18 protein-coding genes are annotated in these 20,815 nt (G+C 57.1%); 16 read left to right on the top strand and 2 right to left on the bottom strand.

Annotation, left to right across the window (positions count from 1 at the left end; translation table 11 throughout):
• Nucleotides 1-105 precede the first annotated feature (105 nt).
• The 3 genes from DTW90_RS21735 to DTW90_RS21725 all read left to right on the top strand — a co-directional run bounded on the left by DTW90_RS21735 (nucleotide 106) and on the right by DTW90_RS21725 (nucleotide 3,550).
• Entirely contained in the window at nucleotides 106-2,478 is a 2,373-nt protein-coding gene (locus DTW90_RS21735; RefSeq protein ID WP_149341055.1) for a tetratricopeptide repeat protein, read from the top strand.
• Between the two features lie 362 nt (nucleotides 2,479-2,840).
• Nucleotides 2,841-3,134 (top strand): hypothetical protein, encoded by a 294-nt coding sequence (locus tag DTW90_RS21730; RefSeq protein WP_149340858.1) that lies wholly within the window; start codon nucleotides 2,841-2,843, stop codon nucleotides 3,132-3,134.
• An 83-nt stretch (nucleotides 3,135-3,217) separates the two neighbouring features.
• Nucleotides 3,218-3,550 carry a hypothetical protein gene (locus DTW90_RS21725; RefSeq protein WP_149340856.1) on the top strand — a complete coding sequence of 111 codons (333 nt, stop codon included), beginning with the start codon at nucleotides 3,218-3,220 and terminating at the stop codon, nucleotides 3,548-3,550.
• On the opposite strand, the gene DTW90_RS21720 is transcribed toward DTW90_RS21725, so the two are convergent.
• Nucleotides 3,547-4,968: a hypothetical protein gene (locus DTW90_RS21720; protein WP_149340854.1), complete on the bottom strand. Its 1,422-nt coding sequence runs from the start codon at nucleotides 4,966-4,968 to the stop codon at nucleotides 3,547-3,549. The two genes, DTW90_RS21725 and DTW90_RS21720, sit on opposite strands and share 4 nt — an antisense overlap.
• Before the next feature lie 143 nt (nucleotides 4,969-5,111).
• Between DTW90_RS21720 and DTW90_RS21715 the strand changes: the two genes are divergently transcribed.
• The 13 genes from DTW90_RS21715 to DTW90_RS21650 all read left to right on the top strand — a co-directional run bounded on the left by DTW90_RS21715 (nucleotide 5,112) and on the right by DTW90_RS21650 (nucleotide 20,158).
• On the top strand, nucleotides 5,112-6,515 hold the full coding sequence (locus DTW90_RS21715; RefSeq protein ID WP_246665005.1) for a P-loop NTPase fold protein: 1,404 nt from the start codon (nucleotides 5,112-5,114) through the stop codon (nucleotides 6,513-6,515).
• A complete protein-coding gene (locus DTW90_RS21710; RefSeq protein WP_149340852.1) occupies nucleotides 6,515-7,414 on the top strand; it encodes a hypothetical protein in 900 nt (299 codons plus the stop codon). The genes DTW90_RS21715 and DTW90_RS21710 overlap by 1 nt, the downstream gene beginning before the upstream one ends.
• Before the next feature lie 116 nt (nucleotides 7,415-7,530).
• Nucleotides 7,531-8,748, top strand: a complete 1,218-nt coding sequence (gene qatC / locus DTW90_RS21705; protein ID WP_246665004.1) for a Qat anti-phage system QueC-like protein QatC — start codon at nucleotides 7,531-7,533, stop codon at nucleotides 8,746-8,748.
• Entirely contained in the window at nucleotides 8,745-9,494 is a 750-nt protein-coding gene (qatD, locus tag DTW90_RS21700) for a Qat anti-phage system TatD family nuclease QatD (RefSeq protein WP_149340848.1), read from the top strand. The genes qatC and qatD overlap by 4 nt, the downstream gene beginning before the upstream one ends.
• Before the next feature lie 482 nt (nucleotides 9,495-9,976).
• Nucleotides 9,977-10,711: a hypothetical protein gene (locus tag DTW90_RS21695; protein WP_149340846.1), complete on the top strand. Its 735-nt coding sequence runs from the start codon at nucleotides 9,977-9,979 to the stop codon at nucleotides 10,709-10,711.
• A 71-nt stretch (nucleotides 10,712-10,782) separates the two neighbouring features.
• On the top strand, nucleotides 10,783-11,889 hold the full coding sequence (locus tag DTW90_RS21690; protein ID WP_149340844.1) for a hypothetical protein: 1,107 nt from the start codon (nucleotides 10,783-10,785) through the stop codon (nucleotides 11,887-11,889).
• A 697-nt stretch (nucleotides 11,890-12,586) separates the two neighbouring features.
• Nucleotides 12,587-17,419 (top strand): RHS repeat-associated core domain-containing protein, encoded by a 4,833-nt coding sequence (locus DTW90_RS21680; protein WP_210251425.1) that lies wholly within the window; start codon nucleotides 12,587-12,589, stop codon nucleotides 17,417-17,419.
• On the top strand, nucleotides 17,416-17,685 hold the full coding sequence (locus DTW90_RS21675; RefSeq protein ID WP_149340840.1) for a hypothetical protein: 270 nt from the start codon (nucleotides 17,416-17,418) through the stop codon (nucleotides 17,683-17,685). Before DTW90_RS21680 ends, DTW90_RS21675 begins: the two co-directional genes overlap by 4 nt.
• Nucleotides 17,686-17,740: 55 nt before the next feature.
• On the top strand, nucleotides 17,741-18,052 hold the full coding sequence (locus DTW90_RS21670) for a hypothetical protein (RefSeq protein WP_149340838.1): 312 nt from the start codon (nucleotides 17,741-17,743) through the stop codon (nucleotides 18,050-18,052).
• 97 nt (nucleotides 18,053-18,149) lie between these two features.
• Nucleotides 18,150-18,434, top strand: coding sequence for a hypothetical protein (locus DTW90_RS21665; RefSeq protein WP_149340836.1), 285 nt, complete (start codon nucleotides 18,150-18,152; stop codon nucleotides 18,432-18,434).
• A 128-nt stretch (nucleotides 18,435-18,562) separates the two neighbouring features.
• Nucleotides 18,563-18,793 (top strand): hypothetical protein, encoded by a 231-nt coding sequence (locus tag DTW90_RS21660; RefSeq protein ID WP_149340834.1) that lies wholly within the window; start codon nucleotides 18,563-18,565, stop codon nucleotides 18,791-18,793.
• Nucleotides 18,794-18,938: 145 nt separating this feature from the next.
• The gene (locus DTW90_RS21655; RefSeq protein ID WP_149340832.1) at nucleotides 18,939-19,208 is read left to right on the top strand and encodes a hypothetical protein; all 270 of its coding nucleotides are present in this window, start codon (nucleotides 18,939-18,941) and stop codon (nucleotides 19,206-19,208) included.
• A gap of 335 nt (nucleotides 19,209-19,543) precedes the next feature.
• Complete coding sequence (locus DTW90_RS21650) at nucleotides 19,544-20,158, top strand: plasmid pRiA4b ORF-3 family protein (RefSeq protein WP_149340830.1); 615 nt, start codon at nucleotides 19,544-19,546, stop codon at nucleotides 20,156-20,158.
• Nucleotides 20,159-20,196: 38 nt separating this feature from the next.
• Here the strand turns inward: DTW90_RS21650 and DTW90_RS21645 are convergent, their stop codons facing one another.
• Nucleotides 20,197-20,634 (bottom strand): hypothetical protein, encoded by a 438-nt coding sequence (locus DTW90_RS21645; protein ID WP_149340829.1) that lies wholly within the window; start codon nucleotides 20,632-20,634, stop codon nucleotides 20,197-20,199.
• Nucleotides 20,635-20,815 lie beyond the last annotated feature (181 nt).

Raw genomic sequence — 20,815 nt, 5'->3', positions numbered from 1 at the left:
GGGGCGGAACCTCCTGCGTCCGTCAGGTCATTCGTTCGACGCACATATGTCTGTCCGCACTTCAACGGTTTGGGCTCGCCTTTGAGGGAAAATATCGAGGTGCCTATGAAGCTATCCTTCATTCTGCTGTCTGTCGCCGTCATCGGAACGGCCGCTTTCGTCGGCCTGAAAAATGGTGAGCGGATAGCGGAATGGAGAGACAGAATTCTGGGCAGCAGCGAGCCTGTGCAGAATGCGCAACTGATGCGGATGGGACGGATCAGCGGTCCCGACTTCAGCTCGCTCGATAGAAAGCCATCAGATCAGCAGGAACTAGCCCAAGCGGACCAGGCGCAATCTGCGCCCGATGCGCAGCAAGATGCCAAGCCTCGGGCGGAAGCCATTGTCGATCAGCAAACCACAGCTCCTGCGGACGCTGACGCCTCCGCAGTCGCCCAGGCCAATCCTCAGCCCGCCGCGCCCGCTCCAGCCGGAACCCCGACCCAGGCCAATGCGCAACAGCCTACTGTCGATGAAAGTGCGCTGCGATATTTCGCAAGCCGCGGTGACAAGGCCCGCCTGCAGGCGGAGATATCGCGCCTGCGCGCACTTTATCCCACCTGGACGCCGCCGACCGATCCGCTTGCCGTTCCGCAAAATCGGGATCAGCAGCTGGAGGCGATGTGGCAACTCTATTCCGAGTCCCGCTATGCCGATCTACGCAAGGCGATCGCGAACAGGCAAGCCGCAGAAGCCGGTTGGCAACCGCCAGCCGATCTGCTTGACCGTCTGAGCGTGGCCGAGGCAAGAGCGCACCTCATCACCGCCTCGGACCAGAAGCAGTATGAAATGGTCGTGCAACTCGGTGCTGCGACGCCAAGCTTACTGACCTGCAGCGAAGTGGACGTGCTCTGGCGCGTGGCAGAAGCCTTTGCTCACACCGATCGCCTGCCGAGGGCACGGGACGCCTATGTCTATATCCTGAAGAATTGCGACAATCCTTCCGAGCGGTTGGCGACCGTCCAGAAGGCATCCGCATTATTGCCCTACACTGCCATGCAGGACCTTGTCGCATTGGAACGGCCACTGCCCAACGGCAGCCGCGAATTCGACGCCATCAGGGACGATCTCGCGCGCCGTTTCGTAGCGGAAGCCAACGATGATCCGAAGCTCGTGATTTCGCCGGACTACCTGAGCCGTGTCGAGCAGATCGCCCAGACCCAGGGGCTTGCTTCCGACGCGCTCCTGCTCGGTTGGTATTCCCTGCGCCGCGAAGACATGCCGACAGCCGAGAAGTGGTTCCGCGCCGCGCGTGCGAAAGAGGATACCGCATCGGCCTCTCAAGGCGTTGCTCTGACGCTCATTGCACGCAAGTCCCCGCAGGAGGCCGAGGACGTCATGTACCGCTGGCGTGATGCCTCGAAGGATGCGACGTCGACCTATCTCGCAGCCACGGCAAACCTGCTTGCACTCGATCCGGCCCCAGCACTTCAGCCGGAGATCCTGCAACGGATCGCCGCCGTTGTTCTCAAGGAGAGCAATGTTCCGACGGCACAGCAATTCGGCTGGTATGCACGCACGCTCAAGCAGTTTCCGACGGCTGCGCAATGGTTCGAAACCGCATTGCGCTGGAAGCCGGATGATGAACCTTCCGCCTATGGATTGGCGATAACCCGACAGCAGCTGAACGACAAGGCGGGTGTCGCCGAGATCCAGCGGCTCTGGGCAGGACATTCCGCGCGCATCGAGCATCTCGGCGAAGTCGAGCAACCCAAGCAGGACCAGAGAATTCCGCTGCCCAGGCCAAATGTCGATGGCGACCATACGCAGGCAATCGAGAATCTGAGGCGGGTGGAAGTCCGTGAGCCCTCGACGCCGGCGATCTATAACGCGCCGCAATCGCCGGAAGTATCAGGGACTGCGGCTTCGCGTAGCGTAGCAAGGGTCGTCGCCACTCGTACGTCACGTCCGGCAATTCCACAGGGTTGCTCGACCACGATCGACCCCGAAACGCTGCCCCCTGCTGCTGCGCTCCCGCGCGGCTGGTGCCTGATGAACCTCAACCGCCCGACAGAGGCCGCGGCGGCTTTCGATGTCGCTCTGCGCAGCAACGTGCCCCAGGCGCGCGAGGACGCCGCCTACGGCCAGAGCCTCGCCTATCTCCGGCTTGGCCTCTCCAACCAGGCGGCAGTCTCCGCAGCCAAGGCACCACAGAACCGCCAGCGCGCCCTCGAGCTTCAAACCGCAATTCTGACGAACCGCGCGACCAACGCATTCGGCACCAAGCGCTATCGCGAGGCCATTCTCTATCTCGACCAGCTTCGCCAGATCCAGCCCGAGCGGATCGACCTCATGGTGCTGCGCGGATATGCCTACCTCAACATGAAGCGCTATCCGGATGCGATCAGAATCTTCGAGGCGGCAGCCGAAACAGGCAATCACGATGCCATTACCGCCCTGAGCAATGCGCGGGAAGCGCAAAAATACCCGAACGACTAAGGCTTCGGGTACCTATTGAGCGGATTGAGTAGCCCGCTCGTCAAAGTCACGAATCCCGGGAATGATGTCACGATTGACTAGCTCAGATGCGTCACGGTTCGAAAAGCCCAGCGAAACACGGGCATGGGGTTCCTCGGATCAGTAGATATCACAAATGCTGTCGGTGGCTTTGAATTTGGGTATGGCAGCAACAAAATTCCCCGGACACTGAAGGTCCTACCGGCTATCCATCCTGTAAGGTCACGACGACTATGCCGGCGCAGGGGTGTTCGTCCCTTGCAAGGCCGGCGGTAATCATGGTGGCAACAGAGGGAGCACCTATGCCACGGATTGAGAGAAGAAGCATTGAGAACGAAACTCGCGTGATCGGCTGGGTCGACGACGCCGGGAACCTCGTCGACGACGTACCTGATCGCTTTCAGGCCCAATACATGTTCGTGGACGAGCGGATTGGGAAGACCTTCGTTTCCGGCTGCACACTCGCCGAGAAAGGCCTGGCCACGACGTCCATCAGGGATGTCGTCACGTTCGGTTTCTCGACCGACGAATGGCTGGACATTCTCGAATGGGAGAAGCGCAATGGCACCTACATCCAGAGCGAGGACGAATTGAACGACTTGTTCGCCCTTGAGATCCGCGACCTACCATCTCCTTGAAGGCTCGGCTGATGCCAGCTTGGGTTTCACATAACGATCCGAGTCCGGATGCTCGGGTTTGACAAGCCAGAGAGGAAGGCCGGATGCCTAGAATCGAAAGAAGAACCATTGAAAACGTCGTGCGGGTCATTGGCTGGGCTGACGACGATGGCGAGCTTGTGAGCGACGTGACTGATCGCTTTCAATCGCGGTATGTGTTCGTTGTCGAGCGGACGGGCGAAAGATGCGTCTCGGACTTCACTCTCGCTCGGAAAGGCTTCACGTCCCTTCCGATCAGAGACGCTGTTGCGCTTGGCTTCTCCACCGAGGAGTTTCTCGAACTTCTCCAATGGGAGAAGACATCCAGCTCAAACATTCAGAGCGAGGACGAGCTCAACGAACTTCTCGCGCGCGCAGTCGCAAGCCCATGCTTCTAGCTGGCAATACTGGTAAGATGAGAAACAAGGCTTTCGCCCGGCGCGGCCGGGAACGGCAATTTGCTACGTCTCGCATTCTTTTCCATCTCTTCAGGATGGGCCAGGCGCGCCTCCCTCACCCTTTCACGCAAGACGGTTTCGAGTTGAGCTATGGCAGCCTCGCTGTCCGGGAGCTTCAGCCCGCGAGGATCGACTTTGAAGCCGCCGACGGGATCGAGGTTGCTTTTGCCGTTGACGTAGTGAGTTCGACGGATTTCAAGCGCCGCCCAAAGTCTGTGAGCATCCTGGTCAGTCAGCCGTTGGACCAATTCATCCCCGTTGGCTTCGACAAAAGACAGGAATTCGCCACTCCGATTCGGGCGCGATGCCACCGTCGCCAGATTCCTGACGATCATTTCGCGAACGGCGCTGGGCAAATCCTGGTTTCCGATCAAAAGAAACCCAAGCGCAAGCGATCTCGCCAAGGCGGCTCTGAGATGTTCGAACTCGCTTTTGCTTTCTCTTCGGTCCCCGACAATATGGACAATCACCGACTCTGACCCTCGGAGCTCCGCATGCGCTGCTTTGGGCGACAGGAAGAAGTTGGCGACTTTTGCATCGAGCCTTTGCCGATCGTCAGCCTCGAGATACCGCAGGCATTCGGGAGAACGATCCAGCACTCTGACGATGGCTAGCATGAACGCGTCGGGATGGGGTTGCCCTCGCCCCAGCTTCGCCATCATAAGCTTCTTCACGACGGCGATCTTGAGCAGCTCGTCGGGAATCTCCACGCACGCGCAAAGAAAGGCGGTGGCGTTTCTGGTCACGGCGAGGTCGTCGGTCTTGAGCAGCTTTAGAATTCGCTCCACAAGCCGCTGGTAGGCGCTCGGTGGCAGAAGGCTGATTTCCGACGCGACCAGGTCGAGCACGCTGCGTTGGTCCTCCCGCGGGAAGTAGTCCGGTTCCATCACCCTGGCAGCTATCTCCTCGACAGTGACCAATGGGTCGAGGTTGCGCTGGGACAGGAAGAGCTTGACGCCCTCGCGGAGCAGGTGGGCGGCTTCCGAGTCACGGACTTTCCTTCCGTTGGGATGCGCCGCGTGGTTTCTGAGGCGGCGCAACTCCTTCAGATAGTCCGACTTTGCCTCGTCGATGAGGTCGGTGCCCGCCAAACAGCTGGCCAGCCGTGCTTCATAGGCGTCTCCGTCACTTCTCTTGTCGTCGACATCCTTTAGCGTGACCAAGTACTTCGCGTCGACGGACGCGGCATGAGCCAGCTTTTGATAGGCGTGAGCGAAAACTGCGTTCGACATCATGAGAACGCAGGATCGGTACGATCCGGAGCGAAATGTGGAAAGCGCTTCGGCGAAGTAGCCTGGTCCGTCCTCCTCTTCGCGCACCTGGTTTTCGAGATCTTTGAGTTCGTCCGACGACAACATGAGGAACACCCGCGACTATCACCAATGTCCTCTTCTTGAAGGCAGGAGGTAAAGCGAGTCTTTTGATCCCAGAAGATTCACGGAAATGGCGCGCGCTTCCGCAGCGACTGGTTAACTCCCGCTGAATACAAAGGAACGCCGACGTGCGCGTTACTCGTTTCGCGACGTTAAAGGCGGGTTTCACTGGTGCAAGGGACTTGCTGAAGGAAGCCGACACACAAACACCCCCGCAAATGATCCACGCAATTCGAGCTGAATTCGAGGAATTGCTGAATGAATTGGACGTTACCCTTGTTGTGTTCGTCGACGACCTCGACCGGTGCCTGCCGCCGACAGTGATCGGCACACTGGAAGCAATGCGCCTTTTCCTGTTTATGAAGCGCACCGCCTTTATTATCGCTGCCGATGACAAGATGATCAAGGAAGCGGTTCGCGTTCATTTTCCTGGAACCAAGGTCGACGACGATATCGTCATAAGCTACTTCGACAAACTTATTCAGGTTCCCCTTCGTGTGCCTCCTCTCGGCACCAATGAAGTGAAAGCCTATCTGATGATGCTGTTTGTCGAGAACAGCGATGTACCCGAGCCGGAAAAGGAAAAGGTGCGCGTCGCCGTGAACGGCCGGCTAGCAGAGAGTTGGAAAGGTGAAGCGATAGATGCCGACTTTGTGCAAGGTCTCGTCGCCAACTGCCCGACATCTTTGAAAGCCGAGTTGGAACTCGCTGATCGCCTCGCGCGCCAAATGATCACATCTCCGAAGGTGAACGGAAATCCGCGGCTGATAAAGCGGTTTATGAATACCCTTTCGATCAGGAGAAGCCTGGCCACGGTTCAAGGGATCACGGTCAACGACGCGATGTTTGCCAAGCTTCTTCTCTTCGAGCGTTTTGCCTCGCAGACATCCTTCAATTCCTTGTCTGAGATGATCAGCAGCGCGCCCGGAGGGAAATCAAAGGAACTTCGCGAGCTTGAGGCCGACGTCCGCGAAGGAAAGACGATAGATGAGAAGCGCTGGCCAGCAGGATGGTTTGATGACGCCAGGCTCATTACAGACTGGCTTAAATTGTCGCCTGACCTGGGTGGCGTAGATCTCCGGGGCGCGTTGCATGTCGGGCGCGAAAGTGCGCCGATCATCGCCGCCGAAAACAAACTGTCCAAAAATGCGGCCACGCTGCTCTCGCAGTTGATATCCCTCAGAACCTCGGCGCCGCCTCTGACCAAGACACAACTGCCCGCGGTCACGTCGGACGAACGGGCGCAGATCATGACTCATCTTCTCGACAAGGCCAGCGAAGAAACGGCTTGGGCTACGCCGGACATTCTGTATGGACTCACTGCCGTAGCGGACGCCGACCCTGCCCAGGCGGCTCGTCTGGTGGTGTTCCTCGGTGAAGTACCCTCGCCAGCATTGAGGGCGAGCCTCATCCCGCGCCTGGAAACATCCACTTGGGGGAAGCAAATAATTGCGGCGCTCGCCAAACGATCTGACCTCCCTGCACCAGTGGCAAGCGCAGTAAATGCTGCTCTGGGTAAGGGCAAGAAATAATGGGCACCTCCAAGACGAGCAGCGGCCCGGGAAAGAATGTTCCACTGGTGCCAAGCTGGGTGGGAAGCGATACGCCACCGATCGAAACCTTACCCTCGCCGCCATTGACGGGTCCAGACGGTGACGGCGGCCCCCTCTCGTCTCCAGCAGTCCCGCCTGACAAAAAGCCGGAGGTTGCCCCAGAAGAGCAAAAACCTGGACCACAACAACCAATGGCACCGCCTCGTCGGTTTACGGCGGCGAAGCGAGCGATTGGTGACTTCACCAAGAGCGGCGACGAACGGCGTCTTCGCAAGGCCTTGGGTAATTATGTCCGCAATGGCTACGGAGGCTCGTCGACCGCCTCGCAGCGAATGAGCAAGGCGGCGTCTGCCGCATCCGGCGTGTACGACGTTCTGTCACGTGGTCAAACCACTGAGAGCGATGGTGCCGAGGCGCCGATCCTAGATCTGTCGTCGCTTGCAGGCCTTTCTCACAGTGAGGTGGCGGAGCGCATCGCCGAGGCGGTGAATCCTGGTGACGTCTCTCTCGACGATGCCGGCGCCCGAGAGGCAATTGCGGAAGCTATCAGCTCGGTCCTCAGTGAAAACGAGGATGCAGACGTGACCAACCTGCCGACCGAATTGGCAGAGGAATGCTACGTCCGAACGCTTTCGATTTCGATATTCAATGTCTTAGTGGCAGACATAGGCGCCTCCGTATGGCGTGCCGCCCATGGCAATGCTCCTTTAGCGAATGAGCGACTGAAGGAAATTAGCGATTATGTCCGAGAGGCTTACCGGGCTCAATACGTCAAACTGAAGGCCCGAGGGACAAACATTAATCGCGGTAACTCGGGTCGGATTGGACGGGAGATTACCGCGCTGGTAATGGACATTTTTGAAAGCTATCTCGAATGAGGATCGCAGCACTTCGGCCAGATCAGCTGTCCCCCCGCGGCATTGATCATCGCATCAGCATCTTCGAGGGGGATCTTGGAGCGTTGAGCAATTCATCTGGGCATGCGGGAGTCTCAGTGGCCAACGAGCTCTTTGAGTGGGCTGGGAAGTCTCCCGCGACGAAGGCCTGGGATTTCACAGCCCTGGCTCTGGGTGTTGTAGGTGCAGACCGGCTGGTGAACAGAGCGATGGTCAGCGCTGATGGCTGGACCCGGGAGATCGACCTGACAGTCGGGGTAAGTGACCCTTACAACTGGCAGGGCCTATCCGAAAGGGTTGCGGAGATGCTCTCGTTTTTAACGGGCGACTTTTGGAATCTAACCTTCGTCGAAGGCGGATACCATCCCGCTCCCCCAAAGAGACCAGCGATCGCGCGCCCGGAAACCTGTGTCGCGCTTCTTTCGGGTGGACTAGACAGTCTCATCGGGGCAATCGACATGGAGGCTGCAGGCAATGACGTCCCGGTCTACGTGTCGAACAGAGTTCGCGGCGACGTCGAGACCAGACAAAAGGCATTCCCAGTCGCGCTCGGCGCAACCGGCCGTGTCCTATCTTTGAATGCGGATCCCCGCACCCCGGGCATGTCAGCTGAGATTTCGCAGCGGCCTCGTCCCATCGTTTTCATCGCCTTCGGAATTCTCGCTGCGACCCTTCTGGACCGCTACAAAGACAACGAACCCGTCGATCTGCATACTCCGGAGAACGGTTTCATTAGCTTGAACGTCCCGCTTACGACCGCACGCCGCGGTAGCCTCAGTACTCGCACGACCCATCCCCGTTTTATCCAAATGCTTCAGCATTTGCTCGACGAGCTAGGTATCAGTGTCCGCCTGCGAAACCGATACCAATTTAAAACGAAGGGCGTCATGATGGCCGAGTGCCGGGACCAGCAGACGCTGATGCGATTGGCGGCTGCCTCGATGAGCTGCGGGCGAGCCGGGCGAAGCTACACCCACTGCGGACGCTGCCTGCCGTGCCTTGTACGGCGGTCTTCCTTCTTAAAATGGAGGGGTCGACTTGACGCTGACACAACTATCTACGTGCACCCGAACGTCGACCTCAGAGTTCAAGGTCGCATCAATAGCGAGTTCCATGGTAAGGCGTTCGCGGAGTATGACGACGTCATGCAGACCTTGACCGCTCTCGACTATGTGAAACGACACGGCGCCCGCCGATGGATTGGTCCTGCAATCGGGAGCATGTCGTTCGGTGGGCAGGCCGACGATTATCGTAGGACAGCTGAGGACGGTCTGCTGGAAATAGGCGAGTTCCTAGAGGTAACTGGGCTCCGATGATCGACATGCATTGCCATCTGGACCTCTATCCCAATCCTGGGAGGGTCATCGCAGAGGCTGACACCCGCAAAGCCTTCGTGCTTGCGGTCACTACGACGCCGCAGGCTTTTCTGGGCAATATCAGGCTGACAGAAGGGCGAAAGCGTATTCGGGTTGCAGTCGGCCTGCATCCCGAACTTGTGGCAAGCCGCTATAAGGAAATCGACGACGTCCGGAAGTTCATGGCGCAGACAAAGTACGTAGGAGAGATCGGCATCGATGGATCGCCGGATCATGTATCTAGCCTGGAGCTGCAAAGCGACGTTTTCTCGACTATCGTGAAAGACGCAGAAAGCTATGGCGGCCGGATCTTGTCGATCCACTCTCGTGGCGCGGCAACGGGCGTCTTGGATCTTATTGAAACTAATTTGAGCAAGAGCTTGCCAATTCTTCATTGGTTCAGCGGCACCAGGAAGGAGCTGGACCGGGCTATCCGGTTAGGATGCTGGTTTAGTGTTGGGCCCGCGATGTTAAGGAGTCGAAGAGGGAGAGAATTGCTTGCCGCGATTCCTCGCAATCGGCTTTTGACGGAGACGGACGGCCCATTCGCGACTGATGGAAAGCTGCCACTCTTACCCTGGGACGTCGAACGAATGCTACCCAGGCTTGCAGAACTACAAGAATGCTCGGAGACCGAGGTTGATGAGCAGCTGCATCATAATTTGCGTGCTCTGGTCGGTATGCTTGATCAAACAAACGAGGCCTGAGCCGGCGTCGCTGTTACCTTGCGCGCAAAAAGTAACTTTGGCTTTGCCTTGTCAAAGGCACCACTGCGGTCAGCCCGAGACGATCTCCGAATCTCACGTGGATGGTTCCAAAACGGCAATCTCTAGAGCCAATAGGGGTCGCGTGCAAAGTGTTGCGAGTGATTGATGCTGCCTTTCGTTCATCGCAGGTATTCATATACCTTCCATTTCTCTTAGAAAAATTATCTTACCCATATACTTTCAGGGTTGCAGAAAATTGCACTCGCTGCTTTACTCCCCGCCACACGAGCAGCAAGTTTTTCTGTTTCAGGTACGAATTTCATTCAGGCGGTAGGGCGGACCCTGCGGGGTCCAAGTCGCGCCCCTCACACACAGTTCGTTTAATTTTGCACTGCTGAATCCCCCGGTGTCCTCCGGCTCATAAATCATAGAATTGGAATTTAAGCCTTTCGTTAGTTGTGAAACCAGCACAGGTTAGCGCCATGGCATGGAGTAGAATTCCCGGTTTTGTTTTTCTCGTTGCTTGCCTGGCACTCGCAGGCTCCAGTACCGCAAGAGCAGCCTGTGGGCTTCCCAACACCATCACCAACGGGTCGGTTGCGGATGCCACACCTGTCATGGGGGACTTCAATGCGTTGCTCGACTGTATTCAAAATCCCGATCCCAGTCCGAACAAGCAGTTCTCGGGGCTCGGTGGCGGCATCATTACGATGCAGAATCCGAGCGCCGCTACCGATTATAATTTCAATCTCCCGGCAACGTCAGGAAACTCGGGCGACGTGTTGACCTCTGGTGGCGGCGGTTCCACTGCCGAGACATGGACATCGACCGGAACGCTGGGTCATACGCTGCCTTATCTTGACGGAAGCAACACATGGTCTGGAACGCAGACCTTTGGGCCGGTCGTCGGAACGATATCGACGCAAACCGGAACGTCGTATACGCTTGCGGCGGCCGACTGTGGCACGACCATCCGCTTTACTAGTAATTCGCCGGTCACGCTCACAACCCTGAACAGTCTGCCGCCGGGATGTTCTGTGGCGGTCGAGCAGGTTGGAAGTGGTCAGGTGACGATCGCCGCGGGCGCCGGCACGACCCAGCATTCTCCGCACAATTATACCAAGACGTACGGTCTCTATGCAATTCTCGGTCTGTTCGTCGATCTGAACACGGGTGGTGCCGCGGCTGAATTCATCGTTTCCGGTGATGGCGCCTAGGCACTAGGCGCCCATTTCGAAGATCTAAAAAAGATCAAGTTGGTTTCCGCATAACGACATGGAGAGATCCCATGAGATTACGGCGCCTGTTGGCAACTTTCCTGGCTTTCGTTCTTTTAATCTGGCCGATATCCGCTTCGGCGACGCTTCTCTATTCCGGAGGCGAGGGTGCAGACTTTGTCTGCAATGGTAACGGAAGTTGTTCTAGCTTTACCAACACTGGCACATTCCGACCCGGTTGGGCTAGAAGCGCCTACGAAGTCTGGGCAACGACATCCGACCCCCCGACGAACCGTTTTGCGACGGCCGCCTTTACCGCCAGCCCATCGCTTTGGGTACATGCACAATATTGCAACGCGTACAACGGGTGTACAACCAACGCCACAACAACAGACAACCAGACGCTGCGGTTGTTGGATAGCAGTGGTAACCCAGCCCTGATTGTTCGGGGGACCGGGGTAACGGGAAGTTTGAAGATATCGACGCGGACAGCGGCAGGGACATTTCATGATCTGGTCACTTGCCCTTCAGCGGTCAATGTGGTCCTCACGCAACTCGATGTTTTCGTAAACTACAGCACCTCCGGCGAGGTCGCGCTCTACAGCAACAGTGTCAAGGTTTGCGATTTTACCGGAGATGTGACCAACGGAGATGGCGCTACAGCCCTAAGCCAGGTCGAATTTGCGGGGGCCCTAACTAGTAGTGGGTATTACGGTGCTTGGTCAGAGGTAATTGTCGCGACGACGGATACGCGCGCGATGGCACGATTTACGGCAAACGTCGTCGCGAATGGCAATGCGGTAGGTTTTTCAGGCACAAACGTTTGTTCCGCGATCTGGGCGCCAGTCAACGTTGTCGATACCAGTTATGGATACGCAGGATCCACCAACGTCTTGCATGAATGCACGATCAACAGTGCGATCCCCCCTGGCATCTACAATGTGCTTGCGCTTACGATGAATGCACGGACCTTGGTGGGGTCGACCGGTCCTCAGCATTTTGATTTCGTGACTCGAACGAATGGAACGGACTATCCGTCCGCCGATTTCGCGCCGCTCAACAGCTTCTCCAACATCGGCAATTACATTCAGACGGTGAATCCAGCGACCAGCGCGCCGTGGACTCTATCTGATTTCCAGGCAGCGGGTTTCAACGTCGGTGAAGAGACGAAGCCATGAGAGGTCGTCGCCTGATTGCAGCCGTCTCTCTGCTGTCGATGACGACCGTCGCGTCTGCGGATTCAAATTTCGAGAGCCCAAAACTCTCGCCCGGTGTGGTGACACAAGGGACAGCTTTTCAATCCCCCGACATATCACCAGGCGTAGTGTTAGAGGGTTCAGGGTTTCAGTCCTCGAAGGTGTCTCCCGGTGTCGTTGTCGGCAATGCGGCGTTTCAGTCGTCAGATTTGAGTGTTGGGATTGTCGTCCAATCCCTGCCTGGGGGCGTAAGCGTGATGCGCGCGCCCTTGACCCATTGGTGAGGTGGAACGCGATGTCTTTGCGAGGTTGGTTTCGAAAAGCGCGGATTCCGGTTGCGGCAGCAACTCTGTTGAGCTGGGCGGTGCCGACGATCGCCAATGACAATGTAGCCTATGGATATGATTCAGACGGGAGACTTGTCACCGCGCTCTACGATACTGGCGTCTGCGTCGCCTACACCTATGATGCGAATGGCAATCGAACATCGCAGACCCCATTAACCGCGTCAGCCGACCCAACCTGGGGTTCGACCACCTGGGGATGCCTTCGATGGGCACCCCCCTGACGGTCGCGTTGTACCGCATGATCTTATAGCGGGGGTCTGATCGCAAACCTGTTTGTACCAAAGTTGCTATTACGCACTGGACATTTCAAAAAATCGATCGAGAGAAAGACGATGTCAGCACTCAAAATTGGGGTCTTGGGAGTTTTCATCCTAGGGATGATCTCGACGGCAGTGGGGGCGACATCGGTGCCGAACACTCCCATAGCCGACATGTCGAATGCCATCGGTTTTGCGGAGCCACTCGTGGCGACGAAGACGACGACCGTTATCGAGAACAATACTCTTTCGACGGCGCTTGACGCCTTCGAGCATCGAAAGAACCCTTCGGATCTAACGAGCCTGACAAACTACCTAGACAACTATCCCGACAGCGGCTGGTCCAGCGCTCTTTGGACGAACATAGGGCTCTCCTATCTGCACGACGGTTATTTTTCACGCGCCCTGGACGCGTGGCAGAACGCCTGGCTTGAAGGTCGCGGCGCCTCTTCTCCGGAGGGTCGCGCAGTTGTCGATCGCGCTATCGGCGAATTGGCTGGGCTAGATGCCAGCCTCGGAAAGACGAACGAACTGACCGCGGTTTTTGCCAGCCTTGGCGATCGCAAAGTCTCAGGCCCCGCGACGGAAAAAATCCAGACCGCCAGGGAGACATTGGCGCTCGCCAATAACGCCGAGGCACATCTATTTAATTGTGGTCCACTGGCGCTGCGTGCTTTGATGCTGTCACTCAACGCCAAGCCGAATAGCCTCGATTTTCTGCAGTACTACAGCCCAGGCCCTGACGGCACAACGCTTTCCGAGGTTGCCGGCCTCGCTGACAGGCTGAAGCTGAACTATCGCCTTATCAAGCGTTCACCCGGACAAGACGTCCCGGTTCCCTCGATTGTGCACTGGAAGGTCGGTCACTTTGCGGCGATCACCGGCAAGCAGAACGGGCGCTATCATGTTCAGGACGCGGTCTTTCCCAATGCCGACATCTGGGTCACGGATGACGCGCTCGACGCCGAAGCCAGCGGCTATTTTCTGGTGCCTGCAAATCAAATCGCTGATGCGCGCTGGCTGACTGTCTCAGCATCGGAAGGAGCCACCGTTCGAGGCAAGGGAACCACCAATAGCACTCGTCTTGGGGGCGCCGGCGATCCGTCTGTCGGAGGAGACGGAGGCCAGGATTGTCCGCTTTGCTCTGTGAGCATCAAGGACTCCAGTGTCAGCGTGGCGATATCGGATACACCTGTCGGCTACGTTCCGCCTATTGGTCCGTCGATGAAAATCGGCATCAGCTATAATCAGCGCGAAGACAGCCAACCAGCAAATTTCAGCTACTTCAACGTTAGTCAGAAGTGGTCGATGAATTGGTCGAGCTACATCATTGACGACCCGACCAATCCAGGCGCGAACGTTTCGCGAACTATGGGCACGGGCGGCGCATTTTACTATCTAGGCTACAATCCAGTTCAACGAACGTTTGCGGCACAAGACACCGACGGCTCCATCCTGTCTCTGGTCTCTCAGTCGCCGGTGAGCTATCGCCGTCAGACGCGCAATGGCAGTCTTGAGGTCTACGAACAATCCGACGGCAGCACTGCGTTTCCGCGCAGGATCTTCCTAACCAAAGTCATCGATCCGCAGGGCAATGCGGCCACATTGCATTACGATGGCCAAAGACGGCTGACGTCTATTACCGACGCAGTTGGCCGTGACACGACGTTCAGTTATGACGTGCCGGGCCGACCGCTGCTCATCAGCAAGATCACCGATCCATTCGGGCGCAGCGCATCGCTTGGTTATGATGCTCAAGGGCGGCTTGCTTCGATCACTGACGTCATCGGATTAACCTCAAGCTTCAGCTACGACGCGAACTCCCTCATCAATAGCTTGACGACGCCTTACGGCACCACCCACTTCAGTTACAGCGCGCCTGGCACTTCCGCTCCACCCAGGTTTGTTCAAATCACCGATCCGATGGGAAGCAAGGAGCGGGTGGAATGGCTTGAACCGGCGCCCATCCCCGACAGCGACCCAGCAGCAACGGTCCCTACCGGTATGCCGATCGGATTGACCAATGGCTGGCTGAGATATCGCAACAGTTTTTTCTGGGACAAGAGTGCCTGCGTAACCGCGGGCTGCACCGACACGGGCGGATGCGATTATACCAAAGCGCGGCTGCGGCACTTCGTCCACATGCCGAACTCCACGATCAAAGGCACTGCGGTCGAGAGCGAGAAGGACCCGCTCGAAAATCGCGTCTGGTATGTTTACCCTGGGCAGACCAGTGGCAGCGCTCAATACGGCGGGACATATGACCGACCGATCGGCATCGGACGGGTTCTGGACGACGGCACATCGCAGGTCAGAACATTTGCCTATGACACCAACGGCAATCTCACTCAAGCGACCGACCCGTCAGGCCGGATTACCTACTACTCCTATACGAACGGCATTGACGTAGCCGCCGTTAGCCAAGCGAGCCAATTTGGTTCCCGCACCACAGTCGATCAATTTATCTACAACGGACAGCATCGGCCGATTTTCCATAGTGATGCCGCAGGCCGGACGAGCACGATGGAATATAATGCTGCCGGTCAGAGGACTACGCTTACCGATGCCCTTGGCGAAAAAACCAACTATCAATATGATCCAAGCGCAAATCTGGCTTCAATAGTCAACGCCAACGACGCTACGGCAGCCAGCTACACCTATGACGGTTTTGCCCGCGTGCGAACCTATACCGACTCCGAGGGTCGAACTGTCAGCTATGACTACGATGCCGCGAACCGACCAACCAAAATCACATATCCGGACGGGACATCACAGCGTTACACCTACGATCGGCTTGACCTGATTTCCTACGAGGATCGAGAAGCTCGGCGTTGGCAATATCAATACGATGCTGATCGCCGGGTCGTTGGTATTGTCGATCCGGCCGGGCAGAAGACAACGCTTGGTTATGATCCGGCAGGCCATCTCGTCTCCCTGACAGACCCGAAAGGCAATGTGACCTCCTGGACCTACGACGTTCAGGGCCGCCGGACATCGAAAACCTACGCCGACGGCAAAGTCTATACATACACCTACGAGAACACGACTAGCCGCTTGAAGTCCACTTTGGACGCCCTGAACCAGACCAAGCAGTACTCGTATGCAGTCGACGATAGCGTCACTGGTCTGGCCTATCTCAACGCCGTCAATCCGACGCCAAGCGTTTCGTTCACCTACGATCCGTATTTTAGTCGTGTCACATCGATGACCGACGGAACGGGAACCACAAGCTACACCTACAATCCATCCTTCGTTGACGGCGCACTGCAGCGCAATTCGGAATGTTTTAGCCCGCCGGGCTCCGCCACCTGCGCGCACGAAATCGACTACGCTTATGACGCCCTGAGCCGTCTTGCCACCAGAACCATTCAGGGCTCCGGTCCTGAGACATTCCAATACGATGCAATCGGCCGGGTGATTGCTCACTCAAGCGATCTTGGTGGTTTCCAGACGAGCTATCTTGGTCAAACGCGGCAACCGACCGCGCGCCAACTCTTGCCGATATCGTCGAATCTGAAGACGACATGGAGCTATCTCGACAACACGAATGACCGGCGCCTCTCCGGAATTGGCATTGCCGGACTATCGAGCAGTCAATTCACGAATTTCACCATTGACACCTCGCCAAACAATTTCGTCACAGGGATCACGCAGGCTAGCGATCAGAATGTTCCAGAGCCCAGTCCCTCCGCACAGACGGTGTCGTTCAATAATCTGAACCAGATTTCGCAGCTTTCCGGTCAATCCTACAATTATGATGCCAACGGCAATTTGCTGTCCGATGGTAGCCGGAACTATTCCTGGGATGCGGAAGACAGGTTGATCGGGATCTCATATCCGGGACAACCGGGCAAGAAGACCGAGTTTTCCTATAACGGCTTGAACCAGCGCGTCATGATTTCTCACACGCCGGCAGGCGGTGGATCCTCGGTTCCGACCTCCTATGTCTGGTGCGGGTCAGAGCCATGTCAGTCGCGTGATGCATCCAACGCCGTCATCCGAGATTATTTTTCGGAAGGAGAATTGGTGCCGGGACTGGCGGCGCAGCCCTACTACTACGGGCGCGATCAGATCGGGTCGGTACGGCGTGTGTTCGCCAGTGCCGCTTCCGCTCCGGCCTATGATTACGACGCCTACGGTACTGCCTTACAAGCATCGCCCCCGGTCGCAAGCTTCGGCTACGCGGGAATGTTCTATGAACCCGACAGCGGTCTCTATCTTACCCAGTTCCGTGCCTACGATCCCGTCGCCGGACGCTGGCTGTCGCGTGACCCAGCTGGGGAAGTGGGCGACCCGTCCAACAATCTCTACGCCTACGTTGGCGGCAATCCGCTTGGCATCATCGACCCACTGGGTTTGTGTGGTGGGCCATTCGATGACCTGTTGAATGCGCTTGCCTCTAGTCCTCTCTTGCTGCCAGCGATCATAGGCACGGAAATTGTTGGAGGCGGTCCAGAAAACCCTATCGCCGACGCGGCAGTCATTGCAGAGATCGAGGCGGCGGAAGCGACAGCGGCCGCAGATGTTGTGGTTACAGAGGCGGCGGAAGGCGCAGAGAGCATTGGTGCCTTCTCGCCGATTAACCCAGGGCCGCTTGCGTCCGATGTAGCCGATACATTCAGAAGCGGCACCTACGAGGGACGAGTCTTGACCGAGGATACGACGCTCTATCGGGTGATCGGCGATGGCGGAAATCCTGCCGGGCGCTACTGGACTGAGACGGAGCCGGCTGGGCCGTTGCAGTCGGTCATCGACTCCGCGCTAGACCAAAGCTGGGGGAACACTGCGACTACGACGATCACGCGCACTTTCCCTGCGGGGACCCAGATATATAGTGGGGCGGCAGCGGCGCAAGGCGGTCTCGTCGGTGGGGGAAGCCAAATTTACATTCCGGGAGTAGTGCCATGAGCAATCAAAATTCTGAGGTTGTATGGGAGCAAATCCATGGGTTCGATAGCCCGGCAGAGTACCAACGATTCGTCTGCTACATCGAGGAACAAGCAGCTTCTGGATCGGTGCGAGAGCTGCCAGCCGATCCGTCGTATGGGAAAGGGTTGCTCTTTGGCGGCCGGTGGTTTCAGGACGTGGGTACCGGCGCTGTTTGGAGACTTGTTCCGCCTGATTTACCCTTCCGAGGATTGTGGGAGCCGGTCGTGCAACATACTGTTGAATGAACGCCGCAAGATGCGGTGGACCACTCGTCAGGGGAGTGGAGAAACGGTTGGGCCGATGACTGGTGAACGTGAATTGGATCTTATTGATGCAATGGTCGCTATCATAAGAAGTCCGTCCATCGATACTGAAACCGCTCGCGCAGCTGCAACAGTGATCTCTGTTGATGCGAACTTCAACGCTCGTGTGGCCAGCCGCAAAAAGCAGGAGGTTGAAAGAAGCACAATGCACGATTTGATTGACTTTGCTGAGGAGATCCTCGGCGAGGCGCGTGCGATAGCCTCCGCGGTGGAAGAGGGATTCGATAGCCACGAAGCGGGTACTCGGCTTCGAGCCCTTCGAAAGAAGATCGCCAACTATAGCATTTGACGCGGCATAGCGAGCATCTGGTGATAACAAAGTTTGCATCATTTCGCGAGAAGGAAGCCGCCGGTCTGCCATGCCGCCCCCATCCGATGAGCTTAGCATGAGCGAGAAGAGCGATATTTTGAACGACGACGAGCTTGAATCTATTCGTCAGCGGTGCGAACTGGCGACACCGGGCCCGTGGCAATCCTTTATCGAAGGGCGTGATCACACGAGCGGATCGAGCTTCGTTATGACAGGAGCGGGAACCGGCAGTGGTAATGACATCGAGCTATCAGGCGCCACCGTAGCAGACCAGGACTTTATCGCTCATGCCCGTCAAGATATTCCGCGATTGCTCGCCGAAATAGGCCGCTCGAGGGCGCTCAAAAGTCGTTCCGGGTGATGGTCCACCTGCTTCGATGCATTGAATGGCGATACGGTAATGACAGCAGAAAATGGCACCCGCATCGTGGGACACGGTACGTTCCAATCCAAGCAGCTAGGTGCCGCTGCCTTAAGGAGGCCGTGTAGATGACTTACTGGGTTAAGCGCATCATTCTCAAAAATGGCGAGCTCGTCACAGAACGCGAGCTTAAGGCGGACGAAAACTTGTTTGCGGGATTACCGCCTGTTGCAGGAGATCGATGGAAAGTGACTTGCCGTGGTCGGGAGTTTGAAGCGATTGTGGTCGTCGGAAGATTTCCAGACAGGCCCGATCCGGGCGAGAAAACAGTTTACCCAATAAGAGTGGAGGAGGCTTAGATTCGGCGCGGAAGATATGGTTCGAAGGGCATCTGCCGGGCATCGTCCGGATCCATGGCCCTCTTTGTGGATACGTCAATCCGAACGTCGGCCCGTCAGTTAGATCTGAACCGGGAACTACCCGCGAATTTGTGCCAGATCCACCATGAGCCTTCACCGCTTTTGGATACGCTTCAACGTTCCCAATGGCTTCGCAGCCCCTCGTCCGGGGTGCGGCGTCACCGCATACAACCTTGACGACGCCATGATCATCTTGGCTGAGACGGTCTTCAGCGGGAAATTGGTTCCAGAAGTCGCAGAGGTTGTTGAAGATGTCGATGTTTCGACACTCGACCAGAACCACGTAATCCCCAATATCGAGGCGCCGATCTGGAGGGGTGTATGGTACCCCAAGGGGTTCTCGCAAAATCGATGAATCCTTGAAGCAGAGGGAGAGAGGCTCTAGCGGCGCCGGGTCTCAGAGGCACAGGTTCAATCTCATCGAGCACGAACGCCGCTGGCGGGTCGAGTTTCGGATGATGATCGGACGCTCAGCACAGTGGTCTCTATTGATGTGAGCCACCATTCAGCCTTGCCGGGCCAATGTCACTGGAGCACACATCGCGCAAAAAGGCTCCGGACAAGCGCCCAAAGCTCGGCTACGTTCGCCTTCATCGATTGCCGAGTTGGATTCCTTGATGCGAGATCGGTTCTCAGGGTCGCGAGTTGATATCCATCCTTTGCGGTCGCGATTGGGCGGAGAGGCGGGAGATGCTTGACGGGGTAGACGCAGTGCAGATCCGGGTCACGCTAGACGAGATCAAGCCTCGGATCTGGCGACGGCTTGTCGTTCCCTCTCACTGGACCCTCGCCCAACTCCATCTTGTCATTCAGGGAGCCTTCGGATGGTGGAGCGGCCATCTCCACGAATACCAGATCGGCGGCTTGCGATTTGGCGACGTCGGGCTTCTAACCGAAGGCCTCTTCGAGGATGAACCCCAGGTATTCGATTTCCGCAGCGTACGTCTGCGAGATTTCCAGCCGAGTGCGTTCTTCCGATACATTTACGATTTCGGCGACAACTGGAGGCACTCGATCGCGATCGAGACTACCATTCCCTCAGCAGGGGTACGAAAGCAGGCAATTTGCGTCGGCGGCCAGAGGGCACGGCCGCCCGAGGATGTCGGCGGGGTCTCGGGCTACGAACGTTTTCTAACGATCATCGCTGAAAAATCCCACGAGGAACACGACGAAGTCATGAAGTGGTGCGGCGGGCATTTTGATCCGGAATGGTTTGATCTGGCCGTCATAAACAGAGACAAATCGAACTCGTTGCGGCCGGGCGCAAAGCACCGGAGATATCAACCGAAACCGAAATCCGGCTGACGCCTTACTGGGGCTCTAACGGCTACGCCGCAAAGATGTCAATCGAGCATCTCATACCGTCGTAGCTCCGACTCCGTCAAAAATAAACCGTCAGCGCTCCTCCCTCCTTGGAGAATTCCGGCCAAGCGTAATTCGCTGACGACCTCGTTGACGGTAGCCGGCGGCATTTCAATCCCTGCTGCCACTTGCTCCGGAGCAGCTCCCGGATTGCGACGCAGATATCTTCTGACCAACATCTGAGGACCGGTCAGACGTGGCACTACGTCGTGGTAGCCGCTTTCAGCGCGTTCCTGGTTGTGCCGACGTCGGCCCATGATTTCTCCGGCTGCCCAATTACCGAGCTGCTCCAACTTTTCGAGTATCTTTCGAGCCCGTTCATCGCTTGCAGTTGAGAGACCGCTTTCAGCAAGCCAGTATGCTGCAATACCGCTGGTCGTCACCGATCGATCTGCCGTGCCATCGTGAAGGTAGATCATGGGTGGGAGTTCGTGGTCACGACATTCCTGTAACCCGACGAGCGCACCACGTCGTCGAACGACACGCAGGCCGTTACCACGCCTAGAGCCGATCGGTCTTCTGCTGGCTCGTCCGCGTCCATTGTTTCCTCAGAGAGCCCGTACACTGCCGCTCCGCATTATGGCAGAGCATCGACGAAGC

Origin of the sequence: Neorhizobium sp. P12A (assembly GCF_008365395.1) — a bacterium.
Classification (GTDB): domain Bacteria; phylum Pseudomonadota; class Alphaproteobacteria; order Rhizobiales; family Rhizobiaceae; genus Rhizobium.
This window is presented reverse-complemented; position numbering and strand designations above follow the sequence as displayed.

Coding starts and splice junctions, on each gene's coding strand:
- DTW90_RS21660 (WP_149340834.1), top strand. CDS start 18,563: ATGACTTACTGGGTTAAGCGCATCATTCTCAAAAATGGCGAGCTCGTC.
- DTW90_RS21710 (WP_149340852.1), top strand. CDS start 6,515: ATGGGCACCTCCAAGACGAGCAGCGGCCCGGGAAAGAATGTTCCACTG.
- DTW90_RS21650 (WP_149340830.1), top strand. CDS start 19,544: ATGCTTGACGGGGTAGACGCAGTGCAGATCCGGGTCACGCTAGACGAG.
- DTW90_RS21680 (WP_210251425.1), top strand. CDS start 12,587: ATGTCAGCACTCAAAATTGGGGTCTTGGGAGTTTTCATCCTAGGGATG.
- DTW90_RS21695 (WP_149340846.1), top strand. CDS start 9,977: ATGGCATGGAGTAGAATTCCCGGTTTTGTTTTTCTCGTTGCTTGCCTG.
- DTW90_RS21645 (WP_149340829.1), bottom strand. CDS start 20,634: ATGATCTACCTTCACGATGGCACGGCAGATCGATCGGTGACGACCAGC.
- DTW90_RS21655 (WP_149340832.1), top strand. CDS start 18,939: ATGAGCCTTCACCGCTTTTGGATACGCTTCAACGTTCCCAATGGCTTC.
- DTW90_RS21670 (WP_149340838.1), top strand. CDS start 17,741: ATGACTGGTGAACGTGAATTGGATCTTATTGATGCAATGGTCGCTATC.
- qatD (WP_149340848.1), top strand. CDS start 8,745: ATGATCGACATGCATTGCCATCTGGACCTCTATCCCAATCCTGGGAGG.
- DTW90_RS21675 (WP_149340840.1), top strand. CDS start 17,416: ATGAGCAATCAAAATTCTGAGGTTGTATGGGAGCAAATCCATGGGTTC.
- DTW90_RS21665 (WP_149340836.1), top strand. CDS start 18,150: ATGAGCGAGAAGAGCGATATTTTGAACGACGACGAGCTTGAATCTATT.
- DTW90_RS21725 (WP_149340856.1), top strand. CDS start 3,218: ATGCCTAGAATCGAAAGAAGAACCATTGAAAACGTCGTGCGGGTCATT.
- DTW90_RS21690 (WP_149340844.1), top strand. CDS start 10,783: ATGAGATTACGGCGCCTGTTGGCAACTTTCCTGGCTTTCGTTCTTTTA.
- DTW90_RS21720 (WP_149340854.1), bottom strand. CDS start 4,968: ATGTTGTCGTCGGACGAACTCAAAGATCTCGAAAACCAGGTGCGCGAA.
- DTW90_RS21735 (WP_149341055.1), top strand. CDS start 106: ATGAAGCTATCCTTCATTCTGCTGTCTGTCGCCGTCATCGGAACGGCC.